Genomic DNA, 24210 nt, shown 5'->3' with positions numbered 1-24210 from the left:
AATATGGAGGCACATAATGTTATACACAATTACTAAACCAAACACTTATCAAGACTCTATCGTTTTGATGTTACTTTCTAACAAACTAAACGAAGTTGAGGGTGTAAATAAAGCGCAAGCAATGATGGCAACTCCAGCAAACAAAGATATCCTTGCTGGAGGGGGATTTGAAACAGAAGAAATGAGAGCAGCAGGTGCTAATGACATCGTTATCGTAATAGATACTGATGATGAGTCTAAAGTAGAGGAAATCTCAGTTTTAGTTGATTCAGAACTTGCTGGTGGCGCAGATGACGAAGAAGAAGTAGAAGCAAACAACTGGAGAAAAGCTTTAGCAATTGCTAAAGAGCCAAATGTTGCACTTATTTCATTACCTGGTCAATACGCTGCTATGGAAGGTATGAATGCACTTCATAACAATCTTAACGTATTCATGTTTTCTGACAACGTGTCAGTAGAAGACGAACGTAAACTTAAAGAAACTGCACACGAAAAAGGATTACTCGTAATGGGCCCTGACGCGGGTACTGGAGTTATCAACGGTACGCCTCTTGCATTCACTAACGTAATCACAGAAGGAAACATCGGTGTTGTAGGTGCTTCTGGTACGGGTATCCAAGAAGTTACTACTATTATTGACCGTTTAGGTGGAGGAGTTACAAACGCTATTGGTACAGGTGGTCGTGACCTAAATGATGATATCGGAGCAATCACTATGATCGATGCAATCAAAGCGCTAAACAGTGACCCATCTGTTGATGTTATTACTGTTTTATCTAAACCATCATCTGAAAAAATCCAAAACAAAGTAAACAGCGTACTACGTTCATTAGACAAGCCAGTAGTCGTTCTTTACCTAGGTGACAAACCAGCATACACTGAAGAAAACATCTTCCACGCTTATACTTTAGAAGAGGCAGCGGTTGTTTCATTACAAAAATCTAAAGGTGAAGAAGTTAAATTCGAACCATCGCTAAAAGAAGATGTAACAGCGAAATTTAATGAGAAACAAGTTGGAATTCGTGGATTCTACTCTGGTGGTACTTTAGCTACTGAAGCTGCTATGTTAATCGAACATGCTACTGGTGAAGAGTCTGCTGATGATGAAGCATTTGTTTATAAGAGTGAACACCATCAAATCATTGACTTAGGTGACGACATGTACACGCAAGGTACACCTCACCCAATGATTGATCCAGCTAACAGACTCAAAGCGCTTGAAGAAGCTGCTTCTGATGATGAAATCGCGGTCGTTCTTTTAGATAATGTACTTGGTTATGGATCACACAAGAATATGGCAGCTCAACTTGCTCCCGCAATAGAGAAATTCATTGCAACTAAGAAAGATGCTGGCCAAGAAGTAGTTGTACTTGCTACTGTTGTAGGTACAGACAAAGACGTACAAGGTTACGACTCTCAACGTCGTATCTTAGAAGGTGCTGGCGCAGTAATTTGTGACACAAACGACCAAATGGTTCGTACAGCACTTAATTTAATCGGTGAAAAAGCTGAACAACCAACAAGAGAAGTTAAAGCATTTGATAAAACAAATGAAGATCTTACAGTTGCAGACAGCTTAAAAGACTTAATTTCAGGAGAACTTTCAGTAATTAACATTGGTCTAGAAGGATTTACAGAAGCTCTAGTGGATCAAGAAGTAGATTATGTTCAATTCAATTGGAGACCATCAGCAGGTGGTAACGAAGAATTAATGAAAGTACTTCAGTTCTTAAATCACTACGAAGGAGACATTTAATAATGGGATTCAAAACAATTGATGAAGCAAACGAAGCAGTAGTACAAAGAATGATTTCAACACAACCAACACTTATTGATGTTGTGCCAGCAAAATCAGTAATTCCTGAGCTAAATGATGAAAACACAAAAACATTATTACACGCAGGACCTCCTATCCGTTTTGACCAAATGTCAGATCCAATGCAAGGTTCATGTGTTGGTGCTGTACTTTTTGAAAAATGGGCTGACAATGAAGAAGATGCGCGCAAAATGTTAGAAAATGATGAAATTCGTTTTGTACCATTCCATCATGTTAATGGTGTAGGACCAATGGGTGGAATCACTTCAGCTAACTTCCCAGTATTAGTTGTTAAAGATACAAGCAACGAAACAGAAAAAAATACAGCATACTGTACTTTAAACGAAGGTATCGGTGCAGTATTACGTTTCGGAGCATTCGGTCCACAAGTAATCGAAAGATTAGAATGGCAACGTGATGTATTAGGACCAGTATTATCTAAAGCATTAAGACAAATCGATGGCGGAATGAACGTCAATGGTGCAATCGCTCGTGCAATTGCAATGGGTGACGAGTTCCACCAACGTAACATCGCTGCTTCATATGCATTTCTACGTGACTTAGCACCAATCATTACGGCTCTAGAAGACGTAGAACAAAAAGATAAAGAAGATGTCATCCAGTTCTTAGCCGACACTGACCAATTCTTCTTAAACGTAGCAATGGCGGCAGGTAAAGTCATGACTGACACTGCACGTAATGAAATCCAATCTGGTACTATTGTCACAGCAATGTGCCGTAACGGACATGAATTCGGTATCCGTATTGCAGGTATGGGAGACGAGTGGTTCACTGGTCCAGTCAATACACCACAAGGTCTATACTTCACTGGATTCTCAGAAGAAGACGCTAACCCAGATATGGGTGACTCAGCAATCACAGAAACAATTGGTGTTGGTGGTATGGCAATGATCGCTGCTCCTGCTGTAACACGTTTTGTAGGTACGGGTGGATTTAACGATGCACTTGAAACATCAAATGATATGGCTGAAATCACAATTGCTGAAAATCCAAACTGGATTATTCCAACTTGGAACTTCAGAGGAGCGCCAACAGGAATCGATGCACGTCTAGTTGTTGAAACTGGAATTCTACCGGTAATCAACACTGGTATTGCAAATAAAGTTGCTGGTCGTGGTCAAATTGGTGCAGGAACAGTTACACCACCAATGGAAGCTTTTGAAAAAGCAATTACAGCATACGCTAAAAAACTTGGTATGAAGTAATGATATATACTGCGGGTGTAGCAGGTACGGCTGCACTGCATCTTTTAAAAACAGAGCGGGAACTAAACGTCCACTCTGTTTTTAACAATGGTATGAACCTTGTTAGTAAGACTGGGAGTCTTATATTTATCGGAACAGATAAGAATGGATACTTTCCGTTCGGCATCACTTTAGATCCTTTTAGCACTAAAAAGGTAATTACTAAATCAAGGCCACAAGATAAAATCACAATTAATCGTCAAGAAATCAGACACAAAGATTTTTCAATCATTTTGAATCAGGTTAAAGAATATAGACCTGATTTTGATTTTCATTTAGCAGATATCGGTCTTCTACGCGAAAATTTAAAACAGATTGATTTTTCAAGCTATGCGGATTCAGATTTTAGCCATGAAAAAATGAAGTGTTTGCTAGATGGACTTAAAAACTATAGTCCAGAACTTGAATCACAGTTAAGGTATTTTATTGGACGTGGTAATGGCCTAACACCAACAGGTGATGATATTCTTACAGGCATACTTTACGGGGATGCATTAAATAAGTTTATTGATGACAGAAGCTATGGATTGATACAGAGACTTTACAACGAAGACATTACAACATTAGTTTCAAAGAGTTTTATTCAACTTGCATTAAATGAAATTTTTAGTTCAAGAATTACGGACTTACATCATGATCCAAGTGTAGAGACGATGAACAGACTAAAAACATTAGGCTCTTCATCAGGTCTCGACACCCTGTACGGAATTTACAAAACTTTAAATCAGGAGTGAATTATATAATGGGTAAAAAAGTAGTATTAGCATTAGGTGGAAACGCCATTTTAAGACCAGGTCAACATCCAGACTTCGAAAACCAATACGGTAACGTAGTAAGTGCTGCTGACTCAATGGTCAACATCACAAAAGCAGGTCACGATATCATCGTAACACATGGTAATGGCCCACAAGTAGGTAACATTATCGCACAAAACGAAGCTGCTAAGGATAAAATCTCACCAATGCCAATTTTTATAAACAACGCTGAATCACAAGGTATGATTGGTTACATGCTTGAAACAGCTCTAAAAAACAAATTAAAAGAAGCTGGAAACGACACAAACGTAGTAACTTTACTTACTATGGTTGAAGTAGATAAAGAGGATAAAGCTTTCGATAACCCAACAAAACCAATAGGTGTATTCTTTACAGAAGAAGAAGCTAAAGAAATGGAACAACAAGGTTTCAAAATGGCTGAAGATGCAGGACGTGGATACCGCAGAGTCGTACCTTCACCAGAACCTCAGGTGATTCATGGTGTAAATGAAATTAAATCATTATCCGATGCAGGTTCAATTGTTATTTCATCTGGTGGTGGCGGTATTCCAGTATGGAGAGACGAAAATGGCGAAATTCACGGTGTTGAAGCTGTAATCGACAAAGACCGTTCCGGACTTAAACTATCTGAACAATCTGATGCTGATGTATTTATGATGCTAACTGATGTATCTAACGTTTACATTAACTGGGGCAAAGAAAATGAAGAAAAACTTGAAAATATCTCGGTTGAAGAAGCTGAAAAACACATTGCTGACGATCAGTTCCCTGCTGGATCTATGTTACCAAAAATCCAAGCAGCAGTTGAATTCGCAAAAACTGGTAAAGTTGCAATCATCTGTGCTTTAGAAGATGCAGTAGAAGCACTTGAAGGCAAAGCAGGAACTAGAATTACTCTATAATTCACTAACCCTTCAGGAATCTTAAGGATTTAGGAGCTAAGCGACACGAGTTGCTTAGTTCTTTTTTTGAGTTTATTTTAAAAGGAGGACATACATGAACAGTATAGATAACCAATTAAATCCCCACCCGATATTCGGAGAGTGGAAGTTTTTAATTAGCATTGTACTTATAGCTACAATGATGCGTGTTCCTCTTACTGTAGTTGGTTCATTAATGGGTGATATTAAGTCAGATTTGATGATATCAAATACAGTGGCAGGGCTTCTAACTACAATTCCATTAATTATATTTGGGCTCGTTTCTCCATATGTAATTAGAATAGTACAAGTATCCTCACTTAGACATACAGTATTTATTGCCATTATTTTTATATTCTTAGGTTTATTAATTAGAGTGATGGGCGATATCTATATGTTTATTGCTGGCACAATCCTTATTGCAGTTGGAATTGCGTTTACAAACGTGGCAATGCCCAGCTTTGTAATGTTAAAATTCCCATTCCAGATTGGTATTATCACTGGGATATACAGCACAACAATGAATCTAGTTTCAGGTCTCGGTAGTGGATTTGCAGTGCCAATTGCACATAGTTCTGAGTATGGATATAAATTTGGACTTGGCGTCTGGGCAGCACTTGCATTCATCGCACTTGTTGTTTGGATTAGACAATTATTCTTAAATCCAAAAACATTAGCACGTTTCGTTGTAAATCGTGAAGGCAACAAATTTACATTTAAGAATATTGCAAGATCTAAACTTGCATGGGCGATAACCGGTTTATTTGGCGGACAATCAATTATTTTTTACAGTCTAGTTGCATGGGCACCTACGATGTTAGTTGACAAAGGTATTTCACTACATGCTGCGGGTTATTACTTCATGGCGTTACAGCTCATTATAATACCAACAACATTTGTGTTCCCAATGCTTATAGCAAGATTAGAGAACCAGAAGGTTATTGCTTACTTAATAGGTTCTTTTTTTCTAGTAGGATTCTTATTATTCTTTATGACACACCCAATACTTCTATTTATTGCAATGCTTCTGATAGGATCTGGTATTGGTGCAAGTTTTAGTTCATGTATGGCGCTCTTTGCTTTAAAAGCTGAAACACATAGTGGAAGCATTGGTATGAGTGGTTTTGCGCAATCAGTAGGCTATATTTTTGCAGCAGTAGGACCAATATTAATGGGTCTTTTATTCGACTTGTTTGATTCTACAAACATGAATATAATTATCTTTTTAATAATTGGTTTATTTAGCTTTGTGTCAATAATTGTGGCTACAGAGAAAACTACGATTGAAGCCTCACTCTCTCATATTAAATAATTTTTTGGAGGAGATTAGCATTTACTCTAATTTAAATGTGAGAATTAGAGATAATTGGGTACAAGTACTTGCAATCATACTTGTAGCCTCTATACTTCGTGCAGCAATTACGTCAGTAGGGCCAATTGTTGATTTAATTAAAAATGATCTTTTAATCTCAAATACAATTGCAGGATTACTCACTACAATTCCTTTGTTGTTATTTGGTATCGTTTCGCCATTTGTACCTAGGATAGTTAACAGTATTGGAATTGAGTGGACTGTATTTTACGGACTTATTATTATTTTAGTTGGAATTCTTGTTCGTACAATGGGTGGAATTGAATTATTCTTATTAGGTACAGCACTTCTTGGTATTGGTATTGCTGTTGGGAATGTTACTATACCTGGCCTTGTGAAACTAAAGTTCCCACTACAAGTAGGTCTCGTTACTGGTTTATACGGATCTACCATGAACGGAATGGCAGGGGTAGGTGGTGGATTATCTGTACCACTTTCAACGATGTCCCCACTTGGTTATAAACTCTCGCTAAGTATATGGGGAGTATTAGTAGTAGTTGCAATATTATTTTGGATGACTGAACTTAATAATAAAATGAATACTACAAATGAAAATAACGATACTTTATCAGAACCAAATATAAAGATGAAAGCCTTAGTGAAGAGTAGAATGGTATGGTCAATTGCTATGCTCTTTGCAATGCAATCTATGGTGTTTTACTGTATCGTTGCCTGGTTACCGAGTCTCTTAGTAGAACGTGGACTCACACCAGATCAAGCAGGATATTACTTTATGTTTAGCCAGTTCTTGCAAATTCCAATCGCATTTTTCTTTCCACAGTTTGTTGCAAAAGTTAAAGAACAAACGATTCCAATGTTCATAATACTCGGATGTTTTATCTTAGGATTTAGTATGTTATTCATTGAAAACAAAACTGCTCTTCTATTCGGTGTACTAATATCAGGTGCAGGAATTGGTGCGGCATTCAGTGCATGTATGACATTTTTCTCTGTTAAAGCAAGAACATATAATGGTAGTATCGCTTTATCTGGTTTCTCGCAGTCTATTGGTTATATATTAGCTGCAATTGGCCCGCTATTTATGGGATTTGTATTTGATCTTACAGAATCATGGAATTTCAATAACTTTATCTTCTTGATAATGGGTGTTCTGTTATGTATTTTTGGACTGTTTGCTGCTAAAGATCAATATATAGAAGATACTTTATAAGCTTTGTACTATATTACAAAGCTTTTTTATTTTACAATTGAGTTAGTACTTAAAAGAAGGTGTAGTAATGATGTTAGAATACACATATTTAGATTTACCAGATATGTTTTATCATGTGAATCAACCGGATATAAATGTAAAAAATATAGATCTAGTGAATCACTCATTAATGAGAAAGTTAGATATTGAAAGAATTGAGGATTTATTAGAGTTTAATGAAAACACGTTTTCTGAAAGTTATATGGGGCACCAGTTTGGTTCTCCTGTTACCTTAGGAGATGGCCGTGCGCATATATTAGGTGAACGTGTAGTGGATGGTGAGCGTTTTGACATTGCACTTAAAGGTAGTGGCGTAACAAAATATAGTAGAAACGGTGATGGCCGAGCACCACTTGAAGCTGTATTAAAAGAGTATATCTATTCTGAGTTTCTTTATAATGTTAATATCCCTACGACAAGAAGTCTTGCGATATTAGAATTAGATGAAATGATTGACCGTGGTATAAAGAAAAAAGCAGGCGTAATTATACGTGTAGCAGATAGTCATATACGAGTGGGTACAATCCAACTCGCAGCATTAGAAGGAAAAGATGAATTGAAAAAAGTCGTTGATTACGCAATTGATCGACATTATCCATATTTAAAACATCATACAGCGAAATATGAAATGTTCTTTGATATGGTTGTGAGAAAAGAAGCGGAGCTCGTTGCTAAGTGGCAATCAATTGGTTTTATACACGGTGTTATTAATACTGACAACGTATTAATTTCAGGTGAAACAATTGATTTTGGTCCATGCGCATTCTTAGAAACGTATGATCCAAATAAATGGTATAGTGAAATTGATATAAATGGACGCTATCGATTTAATAACCAACCAAGCATTATGCATTGGAATTTAGGGATGCTCGGAAATTCACTAGTGAAACTTTTTGATGCTGAAGAAGAAGCAATTGCAGTTTTACAAAAAGTATTAGATAGATTTGGCACTTATTATCTTAATCACTGGTTCATGCTTATGGGTGAGAAGATTGGTATAAATAATTACGATTATATGAGTGATGAAGACAGGGGCATCGTGTTAGATTTCTTAAATGAAATTGAAGAACAAAAACTGGATTACACAGATACATTTAGAAAACTGGCTCTTGGTACATTAGATTTTAGACCTGATTATGGAGAGTATATACCGGATTATGAACTTATGAAAACTGTAAACCCCTCATTTATTCCAAGATTCCATTCCGTAAATGCTGCAATAGAACTAGCGCTACAAGGTAATTACAGTAAAATGCATGAATTGGAGAAGTTTATAACGAAACCATATAACGACCGAGTACCTGAATATTTAAAACAACCGACTGACCACAACTTTAATACAACTTGTGGAACTTGATAGATAAAAAAGCATGTTTCCTGAAATTTTGGAAACATGCTTTTTTAGGTTTAATTTAACTTTCTTTGGGTTTTCTTACGAACCCAAAGTATTGCTAATGCTATACCAAGTATAACTCCTAAATAACCAAAGATAGGGTAGAACGTGTTCACAAGTTCGACGAATCCAACAAATGTAAAAATGTATGCAACAATTAATGAAATAACAAGCATAATTTTATAATTTCTCGATTTTGGGTTAGTAAATCTTGCTAGAAATCCATACATTAAGCCTACAACAGTATTATATATGAGTGCGATAATTAAAACTGAGTAAAGTGATCCAAAAATAGGGTGTACATTGTTTGCCATTACTAGTGATGGAATTGATACTTGGTTTGCATCTACAATTACGGTAAGTAAAGATGCGTTCATTAAAACAATAAGTATTAATACGATTAGACCGCCAGCAATAGAACCTTTTTTGGCAATTTCATATTTATCTGCATCAGACCCCATAATAGTTAAAAAACTAAAAGAAACGCCCATTGTAAGTCCCATGTATACAACTGCATCAAACCACCATATTTCGTTCGGTGTTTTTGAAATATCCGCATGTGATGCTGCTTCACTGAATGAAGTATCTGCCGTAACTATGTTTGTAACCGTCATGATTAGGACAATGATAATTAAGATTGGAGTTACTGCACCTAAGACTCTCATAATCTTATCAAAATCCATGAGTAAGGTAATAAAAACTAACATAATAGTAATAATTGACCCAACAGTTGCAGGTACTCCGAATCCTTCATTCAGGTTAGCCCCACTACCAGCAATCATAATTACAGCAAGTCCATACATAAAGAATGAGAATGTATAATCTATAATTGTTCCTATCGTTTTTCCGAATAATTTATTTAGGGGCACTTCATGAGAATCTACATGGTATATTGATCCGATTTTTGCAGTTTGTCGACCAATAAACATGACAAGTAATCCTGACAAAATAGCTCCATAGAAACTGTACATTCCATAGTTAGTAAAAAATTGAATTATTTCCTGGCCGGTAGAGAACCCTGCTCCAACCACTACGCCAGTATATGCGAATGCAAATTTTGCAATTTCTCGCATTTGACTCAATTAAACCATCTCCTAAATTTTAAATCAGTTTAATTTCTACCCTAGTAAATTTAATTGTAAACAAAAAAAGCGCATTTGCGCTTTTACATTTCTCTAAATAAACCAACTACTTTGCCGAGTACAGTTACTGAATCTACTAAGATTGGATCCATTGTACTATTTTCAGGTTGAAGTCTATAATATCCTTTTTCTTTGTAGAAACGTTTAACTGTTGCTTCATCATCTGCAGTCATCGCAACGATAATTTCACCATTATGTGCAATATTTTGTTTTCTAACGATTACTTTATCGCCGTCATGAATACCAGCCTCAATCATACTATCACCAACAACGTTTAAGATAAAAATCTCGCTGTTGTGTCCAGTAGTGAAGTGCTCTGGTAAAGGGAAATACTCTTCAACATTTTCAATAGCTGTAATAGGAAGACCTGCAGTTACTTTACCAAGAACAGGAGCATGAATCACTGGAGTAGTGAGTTCGTCTTCCGGAGACACTACTTCGATTGCACGTGGCTTTGTTCGATCTCGTCTGATGTATCCTTTTTCTTCCAAATTGTTTAAGTGGCCATGTACAGTAGAACTAGACTGTAATCCGACCGCATTTCCAATTTCTCTAACACTTGGTGGGTACCCTTGATTACTTACTGTGTGTTTTATAAAATCAAGAATTTCTTTTTGCCTTGTTGTGAGTTCTTTCATATTTAGTGCCCCCAGATTTTTATTAATTTAATCGTACCATAGATAAAACGAACAATCAAACATTTGTTCGTGTTTCTGTTGACAACGAACATGCGTTCTAGTATATTGTAAATACAAACAAATGTTCGGGAGATGAATACAATGACAAAGCAAGAACAATTAACTGTTACTACTATTGCGCTATTTATGCTTCTGTTAAGCATTTATCTATATATAGATTTCTACTTTACAGGGAACACACATTCTGTTGAAAGTCTCAGTGGTATGACGCAGATGTTCGGAATGAATAACGAACAGATACAGAACATTGACTCGGAAGTAACGGTAAAAATACTGAGCCAAGTAACAGGCAAATAAATAGATTATAATATGATAGAAATATTTATGATAAAGCACTAGGAACATTAGCCTGGTGCCTATTTTTATGGTAAATTTATATAGAAGGGTGGGGAGCTTATGTTAGAAAAAGAACAGTTAGATCGTTTAAATGCACTCGCTAAAAAGAAGAGAGAGCTAAAAATTAATAAGGATGAGCTCGAAGAGTTAACAACTTTAAGACAAGAGTATCTCACTAATTTTAGAAATTCATTTAAAAAGCAGATTGAACAAACAAAAGTTATTGACCCAGAAGGTAACGATGTTACCCCAGAGAAAATCAAGGAAATTCAAAAAAGAAAATAATATCTTTAAAGGAGTAAGTATTAAATGAGCTTTGATAAAACAGATGAATTAGTAGTAAACACAATAAGAGCTTTATCAATTGATGCGATTGAAAAGGCGAACTCAGGACATCCGGGACTTCCTATGGGTGCTGCGCCAATGGCTTATACATTATGGAAGAACCATTTGAACTTCAACCCTAAGTCAGTCGAATGGTTCAACAGAGATAGATTCATCTTAAGTGCAGGACACGGTTCTATGTTGCTCTACAGTCTATTACACTTATCCGGTACATTACCTATGGAAGAAGTGAAGAACTTTAGACAGTATGGTTCACAAACTCCAGGGCACCCAGAGTATGGTCACACTGATGGAGTAGAAATCACTACAGGACCACTTGGTCAAGGATTTGCTATGAGTGTAGGTATGGCTATGGCTGAAAAGCATCTTGCAGCTCAGTTTAATACTGAAACTCATAACGTAATAGATCACTACACATACGTATTAGCATCTGACGGAGACTTAATGGAAGGTATATCTCACGAAGCAGCTTCTCTTGCTGGTCACTTAGAGTTAGACAAATTGATTGTTCTATACGATTCAAATGATATCTCACTTGATGGAGATTTATCTATGAGCTTCTCAGAAAACATTAAGGAACGTTTCGAATCTTACGGTTGGCATTATGAATTAGTAGAAGACGGTAACAGCTTAACTGAAATCGACCGTGCGATTGAAAAAGCAAAAGAAACAAAACAACCATCAATGATTGAGATCAAAACAATCATAGGTTATGGTTCGCCAAATAAATCTGGAAAGAGTGCAGCACATGGTGCGCCAATTGGTAGCGATGAGCGTGTACTTGCGTTTGAAAACTACGGTTTAGATTCAAATAAGGACTTCCACGTTGAAGATTCAGTGTACGACAGATTTAATGAAACACTTGCTTCACGTAGTAGTGAAAAAGAAGCAGAGTGGAACAAATTAATGGAAGACTATAAAGAAAAACAGCCTGAGTTATACAAAGCGCTAATAAATGGCATCGAAGGTAAGTTAGCTGAAGACTACGCAAACAACCTGCCAAAATACGAAGTAGGTACTAAAAAAGCAACACGCGGTAACTCAAGTGACATGCTCCAAAACTTATCAAAAACTGTACCAACTCTATTTGGTGGTGCGGCGGATCTTGCTTCATCTAACAAAACAAATGTTGTAGATGAAGAGGACTTCTTAAAAGACAACTACAAAGGACGTAACATCTGGTTCGGTGTACGTGAATTTGGAATGGCAGCAGCAGCAAATGGTATGGCTGCACATGGTGGAGTATTTCCTTATGTTGGAACATTCTTTGTGTTCAGCGATTACTTAAAACCTGCAGTAAGACTAAGCGCGTTAATGGGTCTACCAGTCACATATGTATTTACACATGACTCAATCGCAGTTGGTGAAGACGGACCGACTCACGAACCAATCGAACAACTTGCAGGGCTTCGTGCAATTCCTAACTTAAAAGTGATTCGACCAGCAGATGGTAACGAAACACGCGTTGCATGGAAAGTTGCACTTGAGTCTAAAACAACTCCAACAGCGCTTGTGTTAACGCGACAAGACATTGAAGTTATTGATGTAGAAGAAGACACACTTGAAGCAGGAGTTCGTAAGGGAGGTTACATCGCATACGACAAAGGTGACGATGCGATCGTATTTGCAACAGGTAGTGAAGTGCCACTTGCTATCAATGCAGCTGAAAAATTACATGAAGAGGGTGTAAACATTAAAGTTGCATCGATTCCTGATATGCAAACATTCCTTTCACAAGATAAAGAATATATTGATTCCGTGTTAAATAAACATATTGAAAACAGAACAGCTGTTGAGATGGCGGCAAGCCTTGGTTGGCATCGTTTTGTTGGTATGGATGGTAAATTACTAACGATTGACACTTTTGGTGCCAGTGCGCCAGGAGACTTAGTGATGGAGAAATATGGTTTTACTGTTGATAATTTAGTAAATATTATTAAAGAAAATTAATAGAAATCCCGGGCAAAACCCGGGTTTTTCTTGCATTTTAATTTTAATTTCTGCTTTAATATCATTAATATAAATATTGATATTTAAGGATAATTAATGTAAACTTAATAATGGTTTAAAGTGAAAGAGGTGAGCATTTTGGCAACTTGGATTTGGATTATTATCGTAATCGTGGCGTTAGCGGGTGGTGTTGCACTAGGGTTCTTCCTAGCTAGAAAATATATGATGGATTATCTTGAAAAGAATCCACCAATTAATGAAGACGTGCTCAGAATGATGATGATGCAGATGGGACAGAAACCGTCGCAGAAAAAAATCAATCAAATGATGTCGATGATGAATAAAAATATGCAAGATCAGAAAAAGAAAAAGTAATGTACTAAGTATCGTCAAACTGGCGATACTATTTTTATATTAATTGACAATTATATTTTTAATCACTGACTCTTATTGAAGATCAGTGTTTAATTTAATTAACGTAATATTTAATATCCTAGGCGTATACATTACTAATAATAAGAAATTTAACTTATATAATAAATGATTTTAAAACATTCGTATATCTTAATAATGATCTAGTAATAAAGCACTCCAAACATTATATTTTGGAGTGCTTTATTTTGTTTATAGGCCATGAGAACTATTTCAATATTCGAATGATAATGGTACGATAAATCAAAAGAAAGTGTAGAAAGTAGGAAACAATTTGCGTGTTTATAAAAATCTAGCATGGTTTTTTAAAGCATATTATAAGCATTACATTTTAGGTGTAATCATGTTGCTTTTAGTTGCTTTGTTACAACTTGTCCCCCCACAAGTTATTGGCCGTACAATCGACTTTATTAATACAGATACCTTAACTGTGAATATCCTCATTGGACTCGTCGTTTTGCTTATCGCAGTTGCACTTTTGATGTACCTGTTTAGATATCTATGGCGACTATTAATATTTGCTACAGCTAACAGACTTGGCTTAGAGTTAAGAAGCCAATTGTTTAAAAAATATGTTTCCATGTCACCATCCTTCTACCAAAAGCATCGTACAGGTGACTTAATGGCACATGCAACGAATGATATCAACGCAGTAAATATGGTAGCTGGTGCGGGAATACTTACGATTGCAGACAGTATAATTTCGGGTGGTGCTGTTTTAATCACAATGGCAGTTACTGTAGATGCAAAACTAACACTGATTGCGATGATACCACTGCCATTCATGGTAATTTTGACAAGCTATTATGGGTTAATGCTTCACAAATTATTTAGGGTTGCCCAAGCAGCGTTTTCTTCTTTAAATGATAAAACACAAGAATCCATTGCAGGTATAAAAGTTACAAAAACGTTTGGTTACGAAAAAGAAGACTTAGAAGACTTCACGGACCTAAGTGCAGAAGTCGTACGTAAGAACTTGAGTGTTGCAAAAATCGATGCTTTATTCAACCCAACGATAACAGCAATAATAGGGATAAGTTATTTCTTAAGTATTTTCTTTGGTGCTAAGATGGTCATAAGTGATGAAATCACAATTGGTCAATTGGTCACATTCACAACGTATTTAGGAATGATGGTTTGGCCACTACTCGCTCTTGGAATGTTCTTTAATATTTTGCAACGCGGGAATGCGTCATATGATCGTATTATCAAGATTTTAAATTCGAAAGACTCGATTAAAGTGACACATGAAATATCTTCAGTTCCTGAAGGTGATATCGAATTTAAAATTGATACATTCCGTTTTGATGACTCAGACACGGTTACGCTAAGAGATGTACATTTCACAGTGAGTCCAGGGGATACTGTTGGTATTGTTGGCCAAACAGGCTCTGGTAAATCTACCCTGATTCGCCTACTGCTCCGTGAGTATGATCCGAATAAATTAGAAGAAGTGACATATGGAGGACAACCGCTCAGTCATTTTGATGTTCAAACGATACGTAAAAAGTTTGGTCTCGTACCTCAAGAAAACTTTTTGTTCTCAACAACAATCCGAGACAACATCGCGTTCACAAATCCAGGCGCTCCAATGGAGGAAATTATTGAAGCGGCGAAAAACAGTTATATCCACCATGACATTGAAAGGTTCCAATATGGTTATGATACAGTTGTGGGACAGAGGGGTGTGTCTTTATCTGGTGGACAAAAGCAAAGAATTTCAATTGCACGTGCTTTAATTATGGATCCGGATGTTCTCATATTAGATGACTCGTTATCTGCAGTAGATGCTGAAACAGAAAAAGCAATTCTAAATAATCTAGAGAAGTTAAGAAGTGGTAAGACAAACATTATTACGGCACATCGAATGAGTGCGGTTATGGATGCTGATAAAATCATTGTCATGAGTAATGGTACTGTTTTAGAAATGGGTACTCACGATGAGTTAATGGAGAATAAATGTTGGTATTATGATACTTACAAGACTCAGTCATTAATTCAATCGCTAGAGCATGATTTAGAAGTCATTACAGATGAGGAGGCGAGTGATCATGATTAATGAGACAATAAACTTGACATTCAGAGATCAGATGAAAGTTTTAGCTCGACTCTTAAAATACGTATTTCCGTATAAACGTTTGATATCACTCGCATTCCTGATGTTAATTTTAACAACTGTTGCTGGGGTTATGGTGCCATATTTAGTAATGATATTCATTGATAACTACTTATCACCTATGCAATTTCCAGAGCAGGATATAAGTATTCTTATCATATTGTTTTTCATTGTAGAAATTATTGCTGTAGTCTGCGGGTATTTCCAAGCATATTTATTTCAAGTACTTGCTTTTAAAGTAATACAGCAACTACGAATTGATAGTTTTGAAAAGATTGGTACATTAGGTATGAAATACTTTGATGTAGTACCAAGTGGAAGTGTTGTTTCAAGACTGACCAATGATACTCAATCAATAGTAGATATGTTTGTTAGTGTACTATCAACATTTATGATGGCGTTATTCATGGTACTATCGAGCTTTGTAATGATGTTCATTCTTGATTTTAAACTCGCATTCATTGCATTCTTGTTTGTACCAATTATCGTGTTAATCATTGGAATCTATCGCAAATATTCTGCGATTTACTTTGGTAAGGCACGTGGGTATTTATCTGAATTAAACGCAAAAATTGCAGAATCAATAGACGGAATGAACGTTATTCAAGCATTTAACCAAGAAGAAAGACTACAAAAAGAATTTGAAGAAACGAACCACAACTTCTACCACTACAACGTTAAAAATATCAAACTTGATGGGCTATTACTGAGACCTGCATTTGATATGATTTACATTTTAGCGATTAGTATCATCCTAAGTTATTTTGGAGTGATGAGCTTCGGATCAGTAGTAACAGCGGGGGTAGTGTTTGCATTCATTCAATATATGGAAAGGTTCTTCGAACCGATTAATCAAGTATCTCAAAACTTGAATATACTACAACAAGCGCTTGTTTCTGCTAGCCGTGTATTTACACTTATGGATGATGAAAGACATGAGCCCGAGCAAATAAAAGAAACCGAAGTCATTACAGACGGACACATTGAATTTAAAAATGTAACTTTTAGTTACGACGGAAAAGTAGATGTATTAAAAAATATTAGTTTCGAGGTCAAACCAGGAGAAACCGTAGCTCTAGTCGGTCACACAGGTTCAGGTAAGAGTTCTATCATCAATCTCATTATGCGCTTCTATGAATTTAATGAAGGTGATATACTGATTGATTCTCACTCTATCAAAAATATAAGTAGAGAAAGCATGAAAAAAAACATAGGGCTTGTACTTCAAGATCCTTTTGTATTTTACGGTACTGTGGAGTCAAATATTAAGCTGTATCATCCTACAATGACATTTGAAGAAGTGAAGCGGGCAGCAGAATTCGTAAGCGCAAATACTTTTATAGAAGCATTGCCCGAAGGGTATCATCAAAAGGTAACAGAAAAAGGGAGTAGTTTTTCGAGTGGAGAAAGGCAACTTCTTGCATTTGCTAGAACGATCGCAACTGAACCAAAGATACTTATTTTAGATGAAGCCACGGCAAACATTGACTCTCGAACTGAAGAAGAGATTCAGAAAAGTTTAGAGAAAATGCGGAAGAATCGTACAACACTTGCAATTGCACACAGATTATCAACGATACAAGACGCAGACCAAATTATAGTCTTAAATCGTGGAGAAATTGTAGAGAAGGGGACTCATCTAGAACTCATCGCAATGAAAGGCATTTACCATAAGATGTATCAATTACAAAATGGTATTACAAATTTGTCATAATTAAATAAAAAAATTGTTCCCCCTAATTACTAAGTTTGATACACTTAGTTGGAATAGGGGGTTTTTTCATGGGAAGTGATGTTACATTTCTACTAGCATTTGGTGCCGGTGTCTTATCATTTGTTTCACCATGTGTATTACCTGTATTTCCAGCTTTTGTATCTTATATTACTGGGATGAGCTTTAGTGAGGTACAGGAACAGAAGTTTAACATGAGAGCAATCTTACATACTCTGTTCTTCTTAATTGGATTTAGTTTAATTTATATTGCCCTCGGTTTTGGTACGTCATTTTTTGGCGGATTCTTAATTGAACATTCAGATCTTATTCGTCAACTGGGTTCGATCTTAATTATAATTTTTGGACTAATTATCTTAGGTGTCTTTAAAGTAGACTTCTTAATGAAGAATCATAGAGTAGAATTTAAAAATCGTCCGTCTGGTTTTATCGGTTCAATTTTAATTGGTATGGCATTCGCAGCAGGATGGACACCATGTAATGGTCCAATCATTGGTGCAATTTTTGCGATGAGTGCAAGCCAACCCAATGATGCTCTAATGTTAATGATAGTATATTGTCTCGGATTTGGAGTACCATTCTTTGTATTATCATTCTTCGTATCTAGAACACGTTGGATTTTAAAGTATTCTAGTGTAATAATGAAGGTTGGTGGTGTGCTCATGATATTGATGGGTATCCTATTATACTTTGATGGACTAACGAAAATCATCATATGGATTGCACCATATTTTGGTGAGTTTAGAGGTTTCTAAATGAATGAATTCTTAAGTTTTTTAAAAGAACAAGAAGATACGCTCTTTATAATCTTATCAATCGGTGCCATTTTCATGGGTATCGGTGTGATAATTTGGAGAAATAAAGAGACGAAGACACCACTTTATCTTAAAAAGATTATTATTCCCCCCATTATGATGAGTACGGGTGCATTGATGTTTGTTTTTCCGTATTTTAGACTTGATGGTGCAATGATAATAGAATCGATCGTTGTAGGTGCAATATTCTCATTATTACTTTTAATCACAACAAAATATGAAGCACGTGGAGATGAGTTATTTGTTAAACCATCTAAACTGTTTCCAGTGATTTTAATTGGTTTACTCATCATTCGTACAGTTATGAAACAAGTATTAAGTGTTAACACGACACCAGGTGAAATCGGCGGAATGTTCTTTTTACTAGCATTCACAATGATTGTTATCTGGCGTATTTCAATGTTACGACACTATCTTAAATTTAAAAAATCTCGACAAGAAGGAAATTAATCCTCTTGTCGAGATTTTTTTGTTGCGAGTTCTGTTTGCTCAAATATAGAAAACTTTTGTTTTTCATCATCAGCTAATTCAAATAGTGGAAGATATTTTGTATAGTCGATATCTAGTTCATTTAACTTTTTCTTCATAAACTTGTGATCGCGTTTTGGTGTTGCGATGATGTACCCCTTCATAATCTCGTCTAAACTTATTGTGTTTACTTTATCATCAAGTGCAATTTTAGAAATCCTTCCCGCAATGCGCTGCTTCGCAACGTCACGGAACAGTTCAGGCACTGGACTTACTAATTCGTTTAATAACTCTTTCGCTTCGTCGTTCCAGAGCGGTAAAGCTTCATTAATGTAATACTCCTGCCAATCGAGTTCTGAGTAACCATCTTCTCTCGGCAATGCTTTTAAAAACTTTCTGAACATGAAATATCCACCAATAGCGAGTAAACCAATCATAATAAATCCCCATACGGCAATTAAGATCATGACCCAATCAGCATACATTTTCTTCACCTCTCTTACATATTATAAAAAACAAAAAAATATTTGTCCATTTAATCTCACAAAACGATATATATAGCATAAAGGAGGTGACACATATGGTTAAAGAATTAAGTGCTAGATATTACTTTGTTGTTCATGATGATGATGGAAAAGAACGTCTAAAGTATCGTTCAATTTTTGGATTATCAATCGATGCACCAGACCAAGATGTTATATTACTTGGTGAAGCATACGGCGCATTAAAGGATGAAATCTACTACGCAGTTGAGAAAAATGTTACACATATTATTAAATAATTAGGAGGAGTACAAAATGGCAGAAAAATTGGTATTAACATTTAACACCGAGTACGACAAAAAATTTAACATGACAATCAATGATCCAAAGGAAGGTTTGACACAAGCGGATATCGTTCGTGAAGCTAATAAGATCATTGCAGCAGATGTACTTAGACCATCTGCGGGTAAGCCGGTATCTCTAATTAGTGCTAAGGTTATTCAGACTGACACAACTGTCTTGCTATAATGGACTGGGTGCCATTTGTGAGTGACGTCGGGGTTCCGGCAGCCATCACGTTTTTCTTGCTTCACAGAGTAGAGAGAAAACTCGATGACTTAATTTTAACCTTACAACAAATCTCACAGTAAAATAAATTCATATAAAAGCACATTTACTTCCAACCAGGCGTTAAATGTGCTTTTTCATGTTTAACAGTTAATAGAATTTTATTAGATAGATCTTTAGTAACTGTTTTATGTGATACTGACAAATATATGGTTTTCTAGTACCATATATTAGAATAGAGAGGATGATTGTGTTGAAGATACTCCACACTGCAGACTGGCATATTGGTAAGCGTTTAGCAGGCAAAAATTTACTTGAAGATCAAGCGTTTGTTCTTGAACAAATTTGTACATATATTGAAGAAAACGATATTGATGTCGTAGTGATTGCAGGTGATGTATACGACCGAGTCAACCCCTCACAAGGTGCAATGAATACAGTTAATACTTATTTAAAACGTATCAACTTAGATCTAAAAGTACCCATTGTTATGATTAGTGGAAATCATGATGGAAAACCATATTTGGACGGAAATTCTGAATGGTACAAACAGACTCAGCTTTTTGTAAATACATGTTTAGAAAAATGCTTCGAGAAAGTCAGAATTGGAGATGTGAATTTTTATCTATTACCTTACATTGAAGTGGCTGAAGCACGTGTCTTCTATAAAGATAAAAATATTACAACTTTCGAACATGCATACGAACGTGTCTTAAGCGATATGAAAAAAGATATGAATACGGACGAAACGAACGTGTTGGTCGGGCATTTATTCGTTAAGAATGCGAAAGAATCTGATTCTGAAGAGAAGACTAATGTTGGTCTTATAGAGGAGATTTCAGCTTCTCTACTTAATGATTTTGATTTCACTCTTCTTGGACATCTTCATCATCCATTTGCTATCTCGAGTGACACCATTCACTATAGTGGATCTTTATTAAAATATTCGTTTGATGAAGCCAATCAACCTAAAGGATTTAAAGTTATTGATTTAGTAGAAAAGACACATGAATTCGTTCAGCTTGAGAGTAAGCACGATGTGGTTGAATATCATGGTAGCTACAAATCAGTTGTCGAAGACAAAATAGATGTAGGGCCAGAGGACGCCTATTACAAATTTGTGCTATCGGATATGGAAAGTGCGACAGAACCAATGGCAACTCTTAAAAAGCTGTATCCAAACACATTAGTACTATCAAGGCAAATTGAAACAATGAATTATGATATGACGATGATTGACGTGAGTCAACAATCAGATGCTGAAATATTCGAATCATTTATGGAAAAATTCAAAGGTAGAAAACCAACACAATTTGAAAGTGAGATATTTAATCACACGATGAAGGAAGTTATCCATGAGACCGATTAAATTAGAACTTAAGTATATTGGGCCATATGAGAATGAAACGATTAACTTTGAAGATATCAATAAAACATTGTTTTTAATTAGTGGTAAAACTGGATCAGGGAAGTCTATGATTTTTGATGCAATTACCCATGCACTTTTTGCGACTGCATCGACGTCAGTACGAGGTACAGAGAGTTTAAGGAGTCAATTTGCTCCAAGCACAGAACCCTCTATCATCACGTTCACATTTATGTATAGGGGTAAGACATACAAAGTAGAGCGACGACTCAGATACTTTAGAGGCACGAACACCACAGAGACACCGCCAGAATCGTCTATATATGATGAGTTTGGAGAACTAATTGAAAATGGGTTAACAAAAGTAACTGCGTTTATTACGGAGCTGCTACAAATCAGCGCATCACAATTCCGACAAATTGGACTTTTACCTCAGGGAGAGTTCCGCAAGTTTTTAGTTGCCAGTTCAAGCGATAAAGAAGAAATACTAAAAGCATTATTTAGAACAGAACGATTCAACGCACTTTATCAAAAACTCAAAAAAGATCATGATACTAATAAACAAAAACTCATCATGAATCATGCACTCATCATGAATCAGTTTAGTCAGGTGCTTGTTGATGAAGAGATATCTACATCATTTAAAGAAAACTTGGAATTGTTTACTAGCAAACAAGAAATTGCTATAAAAGAACTGAAAGAAAAAGAAATAAATTATGCTGAACGATTAGAATCAAAACAAGAATTATCGAATGAAATCTTAAAAATAAAAGAAAATAATGATAGAGTAGAATCTTACTTTAATAAAAAGAATAACCTTGAAACTCTATTGAAACAAAAGAGTGTCATTAGAGAGAAAGAGAACAGATTAAATTTAACTCAGAAAGTACTAACGATTAAAGATGCCTACTATAGTTATAAAGAATACGCATCGAAAGTGAGTGCGACCGAGAAATTAATAGACAAAACTAATGATATATATAAAGAAAGAGTTGCTTACCAGGAAAATATAGATCGTGAACTTGAAAAAATTTCTAAAAACAATTCGAAAATTATGAGCTATAAAGAAAAAATCAAACAAATTTCAAAATTTGATAATAGCGAATATCAGACCATCGAAAGTGAACTTGAAAACCTTCAAAAAGACATTGAAAAAAATAACAAAACCCTTGTAACTAAACAAGAACAACTAGAAGCTTTAGAAAAGAAAATATTTGAAATTGACGTTACTGACACTATGTTAAGGACTGCTGAAGTCGATATGTACAGTCTTAAAGAAAGACTTTTTAAGATTGAAAATGAGCTAATCATTGCGAAGGAAGTTGAACAAAATAGAAAAGAACATAATGAGTTAATAGAGAAAATTAATTTAATAAAATCAGAAATTGATGAGTTAACTTTAAATATTGAAAAACAAAATAATGACGTTCAGTCTCTAGATAACATAGACATAGAGACAATTAACGATATGATCACTCATCTTGAAGTAGGTAAACCTTGTGTAATATGTCAACAAACAGTGTCTCAAATTCCAGATACATTAAATTATGATGTGGATCTTTATAGAGATTTAGAATTGAAAACAAAAGATTTAGATGCAATGGAAATTAAACGCTTAATTTTATCTGAAAAAGGTTTTAAAGAAATAAGATCGAGTAGTGAAATAGAGTCTGATATTTCTGTTCTGAAAGATGAGCTCTCAAATTATGAAACAGAAATCATAAGGATTGAATTAGAGCTTAAGAGAAAACACGAACTTGAATCAAACCTTACAGAATTAAATTCTGAAGTTCATGAGATGATACACATACTAGATTTTTCTAATAGAGATTTAGAGTCTTTGAATATTCGTTTTAAAAAATTCAAACAAGAAACTAACTTTGGAAGCTTTTTAGAATTTAAACAATCTTTGACTAAAATGAACAGTGAGATTGATGCATACGAATCTACATTAAATAAGTTAGAGAGTAAAAAGCAAGAACTAATGGTTGAAGTAGCAAAGTTCGAGAGTCAACTAGATTCTATTCAATACAAGTTATATACAGAACGTAATATTCTTGATGAAAACAGCAAAAAAGTAAGTTTGTTTTTATCAGAGCATGAAGATGTATCATTAAATGATCTCGAGTCTTTATTTAAAGCTGATAATGACGCATTAAAATCTGAGATTGAATCATTTCATAACGAAGTCATGCAGGTTGAGAGTCTAATTGAGCACATTAAAAAAGACATTAAGTCATTTGAAATAGTTGATTTAACAGAAAAGCTTAAAGAAGAATCCAAATTAAGCGAATTAATCAATATTGAATCAAAATTAGTGGGGCAGTTAGAGAGCAAAATTAAAGAATACAATGCAACTTATAATAGAATAGTTAATGAAATAGAGTCATACAACCATGAAGAGAGTAGGTTTACAGAGCTAGCTAAACTCGTAGAACTACTCGGTGGCAAGCAAGGCACTCCAACGCTTTCTAGATTTGTACTTGTTTATTATTTAGAGAGAATATTAAATCAAGCGAACATTCGTCTCCGTAAGATGACTAACGGTCGCTACGAGCTTCGCCGTGCTGAGTCATACAGGAGTGACCAATCATTACACATCGATGTGTTCGATTACTTTAACAATGCGAGAAGAAGCGTCGCAACGTTATCCGGAGGTGAGTCATTCCAAGCAGCACTTGCGCTCGCACTCGCATTATCAGAAATTATTCAACACGAATCGGGAAGTATTGACATGGATATGCTTCTGATTGATGAAGGATTTGGTACTTTAGATGAACAAACATTGAAGGTAGCGATTGATACATTATTTGATCTCCAAAAATCAGGTAAAATGATCGGAATCATTTCACACGTCGAAGAATTGAAGTCTATGATTGGCAATATATTGTATGTAGAAACATTAGACGAACGTAGTCAGACTAGACTTGTCACACCATTGTCAAATTAACATTATAAATATATGGAATCATCCTTAAAAAAATTGATATATTAAAATATAGAGAAACT

The 24210-nt window shown here is 35.4% G+C and carries 23 protein-coding genes; 20 read left to right on the top strand and 3 right to left on the bottom strand.

Annotation, left to right across the window (positions count from 1 at the left end):
* Positions 1-16: 16 nt before the first annotated feature.
* The 7 genes from fdrA to H9D55_RS06340 all read left to right on the top strand — a co-directional run bounded on the left by fdrA (position 17) and on the right by H9D55_RS06340 (position 8716).
* On the top strand, positions 17-1756 hold the full coding sequence (gene fdrA / locus H9D55_RS06370) for an acyl-CoA synthetase FdrA (protein WP_186077859.1): 1740 nt from the start codon (positions 17-19) through the stop codon (positions 1754-1756).
* A 2-nt stretch (positions 1757-1758) separates the two neighbouring features.
* On the top strand, positions 1759-3042 hold the full coding sequence (locus H9D55_RS06365; protein ID WP_186077857.1) for a YlbE family protein: 1284 nt from the start codon (positions 1759-1761) through the stop codon (positions 3040-3042).
* The gene (locus H9D55_RS06360) at positions 3042-3815 is read left to right on the top strand and encodes an oxamate carbamoyltransferase subunit AllH family protein (protein ID WP_186077855.1); all 774 of its coding nucleotides are present in this window, start codon (positions 3042-3044) and stop codon (positions 3813-3815) included. Before H9D55_RS06365 ends, H9D55_RS06360 begins: the two co-directional genes overlap by 1 nt.
* Positions 3816-3823: 8 nt before the next feature.
* On the top strand, positions 3824-4759 hold the full coding sequence (gene arcC, locus H9D55_RS06355; protein ID WP_186077853.1) for a carbamate kinase: 936 nt from the start codon (positions 3824-3826) through the stop codon (positions 4757-4759).
* A 94-nt stretch (positions 4760-4853) separates the two neighbouring features.
* Entirely contained in the window at positions 4854-6089 is a 1236-nt protein-coding gene (locus H9D55_RS06350) for an MFS transporter (protein ID WP_186077851.1), read from the top strand.
* Between the two features lie 37 nt (positions 6090-6126).
* Positions 6127-7320: a CynX/NimT family MFS transporter gene (locus H9D55_RS06345; RefSeq protein WP_186077849.1), complete on the top strand. Its 1194-nt coding sequence runs from the start codon at positions 6127-6129 to the stop codon at positions 7318-7320.
* Positions 7321-7387: 67 nt separating this feature from the next.
* On the top strand, positions 7388-8716 hold the full coding sequence (locus H9D55_RS06340) for a protein adenylyltransferase SelO family protein (RefSeq protein WP_186077848.1): 1329 nt from the start codon (positions 7388-7390) through the stop codon (positions 8714-8716).
* A gap of 50 nt (positions 8717-8766) precedes the next feature.
* Here H9D55_RS06340 and H9D55_RS06335 read toward each other — a convergent pair whose 3' ends face one another.
* Both H9D55_RS06335 and lexA read right to left on the bottom strand, forming a co-directional pair.
* A complete protein-coding gene (locus H9D55_RS06335) occupies positions 8767-9834 on the bottom strand; it encodes a YkvI family membrane protein (RefSeq protein ID WP_186077847.1) in 1068 nt (355 codons plus the stop codon).
* An 83-nt stretch (positions 9835-9917) separates the two neighbouring features.
* The gene (gene lexA / locus H9D55_RS06330; protein ID WP_186077846.1) at positions 9918-10532 is read right to left on the bottom strand and encodes a transcriptional repressor LexA; all 615 of its coding nucleotides are present in this window, start codon (positions 10530-10532) and stop codon (positions 9918-9920) included.
* 141 nt (positions 10533-10673) lie between these two features.
* On the opposite strand from lexA, the gene H9D55_RS06325 reads away from it, so the two are divergent.
* The 8 genes from H9D55_RS06325 to H9D55_RS06290 all read left to right on the top strand — a co-directional run bounded on the left by H9D55_RS06325 (position 10674) and on the right by H9D55_RS06290 (position 18768).
* Positions 10674-10889, top strand: a complete 216-nt coding sequence (locus H9D55_RS06325; RefSeq protein WP_186077845.1) for a hypothetical protein — start codon at positions 10674-10676, stop codon at positions 10887-10889.
* A 99-nt stretch (positions 10890-10988) separates the two neighbouring features.
* Positions 10989-11213: a DUF896 domain-containing protein gene (locus H9D55_RS06320; RefSeq protein WP_186077844.1), complete on the top strand. Its 225-nt coding sequence runs from the start codon at positions 10989-10991 to the stop codon at positions 11211-11213.
* A 24-nt stretch (positions 11214-11237) separates the two neighbouring features.
* Entirely contained in the window at positions 11238-13223 is a 1986-nt protein-coding gene (tkt, locus tag H9D55_RS06315; RefSeq protein ID WP_186077843.1) for a transketolase, read from the top strand.
* A gap of 138 nt (positions 13224-13361) precedes the next feature.
* Entirely contained in the window at positions 13362-13598 is a 237-nt protein-coding gene (locus H9D55_RS06310) for a YneF family protein (protein ID WP_186077842.1), read from the top strand.
* A gap of 331 nt (positions 13599-13929) precedes the next feature.
* Positions 13930-15714: an ABC transporter ATP-binding protein gene (locus tag H9D55_RS06305; protein WP_186077841.1), complete on the top strand. Its 1785-nt coding sequence runs from the start codon at positions 13930-13932 to the stop codon at positions 15712-15714.
* Entirely contained in the window at positions 15707-17485 is a 1779-nt protein-coding gene (locus H9D55_RS06300) for an ABC transporter ATP-binding protein (protein WP_186077839.1), read from the top strand. Before H9D55_RS06305 ends, H9D55_RS06300 begins: the two co-directional genes overlap by 8 nt.
* A gap of 68 nt (positions 17486-17553) precedes the next feature.
* Positions 17554-18258 carry a cytochrome c biogenesis protein CcdA gene (locus H9D55_RS06295; RefSeq protein ID WP_186077837.1) on the top strand — a complete coding sequence of 235 codons (705 nt, stop codon included), beginning with the start codon at positions 17554-17556 and terminating at the stop codon, positions 18256-18258.
* Entirely contained in the window at positions 18259-18768 is a 510-nt protein-coding gene (locus H9D55_RS06290) for a CcdC family protein (protein WP_186077835.1), read from the top strand.
* Here the strand turns inward: H9D55_RS06290 and H9D55_RS06285 are convergent.
* Positions 18765-19271 carry a DUF2621 family protein gene (locus H9D55_RS06285; protein ID WP_186077833.1) on the bottom strand — a complete coding sequence of 169 codons (507 nt, stop codon included), beginning with the start codon at positions 19269-19271 and terminating at the stop codon, positions 18765-18767. The two genes, H9D55_RS06290 and H9D55_RS06285, sit on opposite strands and share 4 nt — an antisense overlap.
* 95 nt (positions 19272-19366) lie before the next feature.
* Between H9D55_RS06285 and H9D55_RS06280 the strand changes: the two genes are divergently transcribed.
* The 5 genes from H9D55_RS06280 to H9D55_RS06260 all read left to right on the top strand — a co-directional run bounded on the left by H9D55_RS06280 (position 19367) and on the right by H9D55_RS06260 (position 24151).
* Entirely contained in the window at positions 19367-19567 is a 201-nt protein-coding gene (locus H9D55_RS06280; protein ID WP_186077831.1) for a DUF1659 domain-containing protein, read from the top strand.
* A gap of 16 nt (positions 19568-19583) precedes the next feature.
* On the top strand, positions 19584-19796 hold the full coding sequence (locus H9D55_RS06275; protein WP_186077829.1) for a DUF2922 domain-containing protein: 213 nt from the start codon (positions 19584-19586) through the stop codon (positions 19794-19796).
* Positions 19796-19918 carry a YvrJ family protein gene (locus H9D55_RS06270; RefSeq protein ID WP_186077827.1) on the top strand — a complete coding sequence of 41 codons (123 nt, stop codon included), beginning with the start codon at positions 19796-19798 and terminating at the stop codon, positions 19916-19918. Before H9D55_RS06275 ends, H9D55_RS06270 begins: the two co-directional genes overlap by 1 nt.
* 167 nt (positions 19919-20085) lie before the next feature.
* Entirely contained in the window at positions 20086-21204 is a 1119-nt protein-coding gene (locus tag H9D55_RS06265; protein ID WP_186077825.1) for an exonuclease SbcCD subunit D, read from the top strand.
* Positions 21191-24151 carry an AAA family ATPase gene (locus H9D55_RS06260; RefSeq protein ID WP_186077824.1) on the top strand — a complete coding sequence of 987 codons (2961 nt, stop codon included), beginning with the start codon at positions 21191-21193 and terminating at the stop codon, positions 24149-24151. Before H9D55_RS06265 ends, H9D55_RS06260 begins: the two co-directional genes overlap by 14 nt.
* Positions 24152-24210 lie beyond the last annotated feature (59 nt).

Source organism: Phocicoccus pinnipedialis, assembly GCF_903994035.1.
Classification (GTDB): Bacteria; Bacillota; Bacilli; order Staphylococcales; family Salinicoccaceae; genus Phocicoccus; species Phocicoccus pinnipedialis.
Note: the sequence above shows the minus strand (reverse complement) of the source record. Positions and strands in the feature narration are given on the sequence as shown.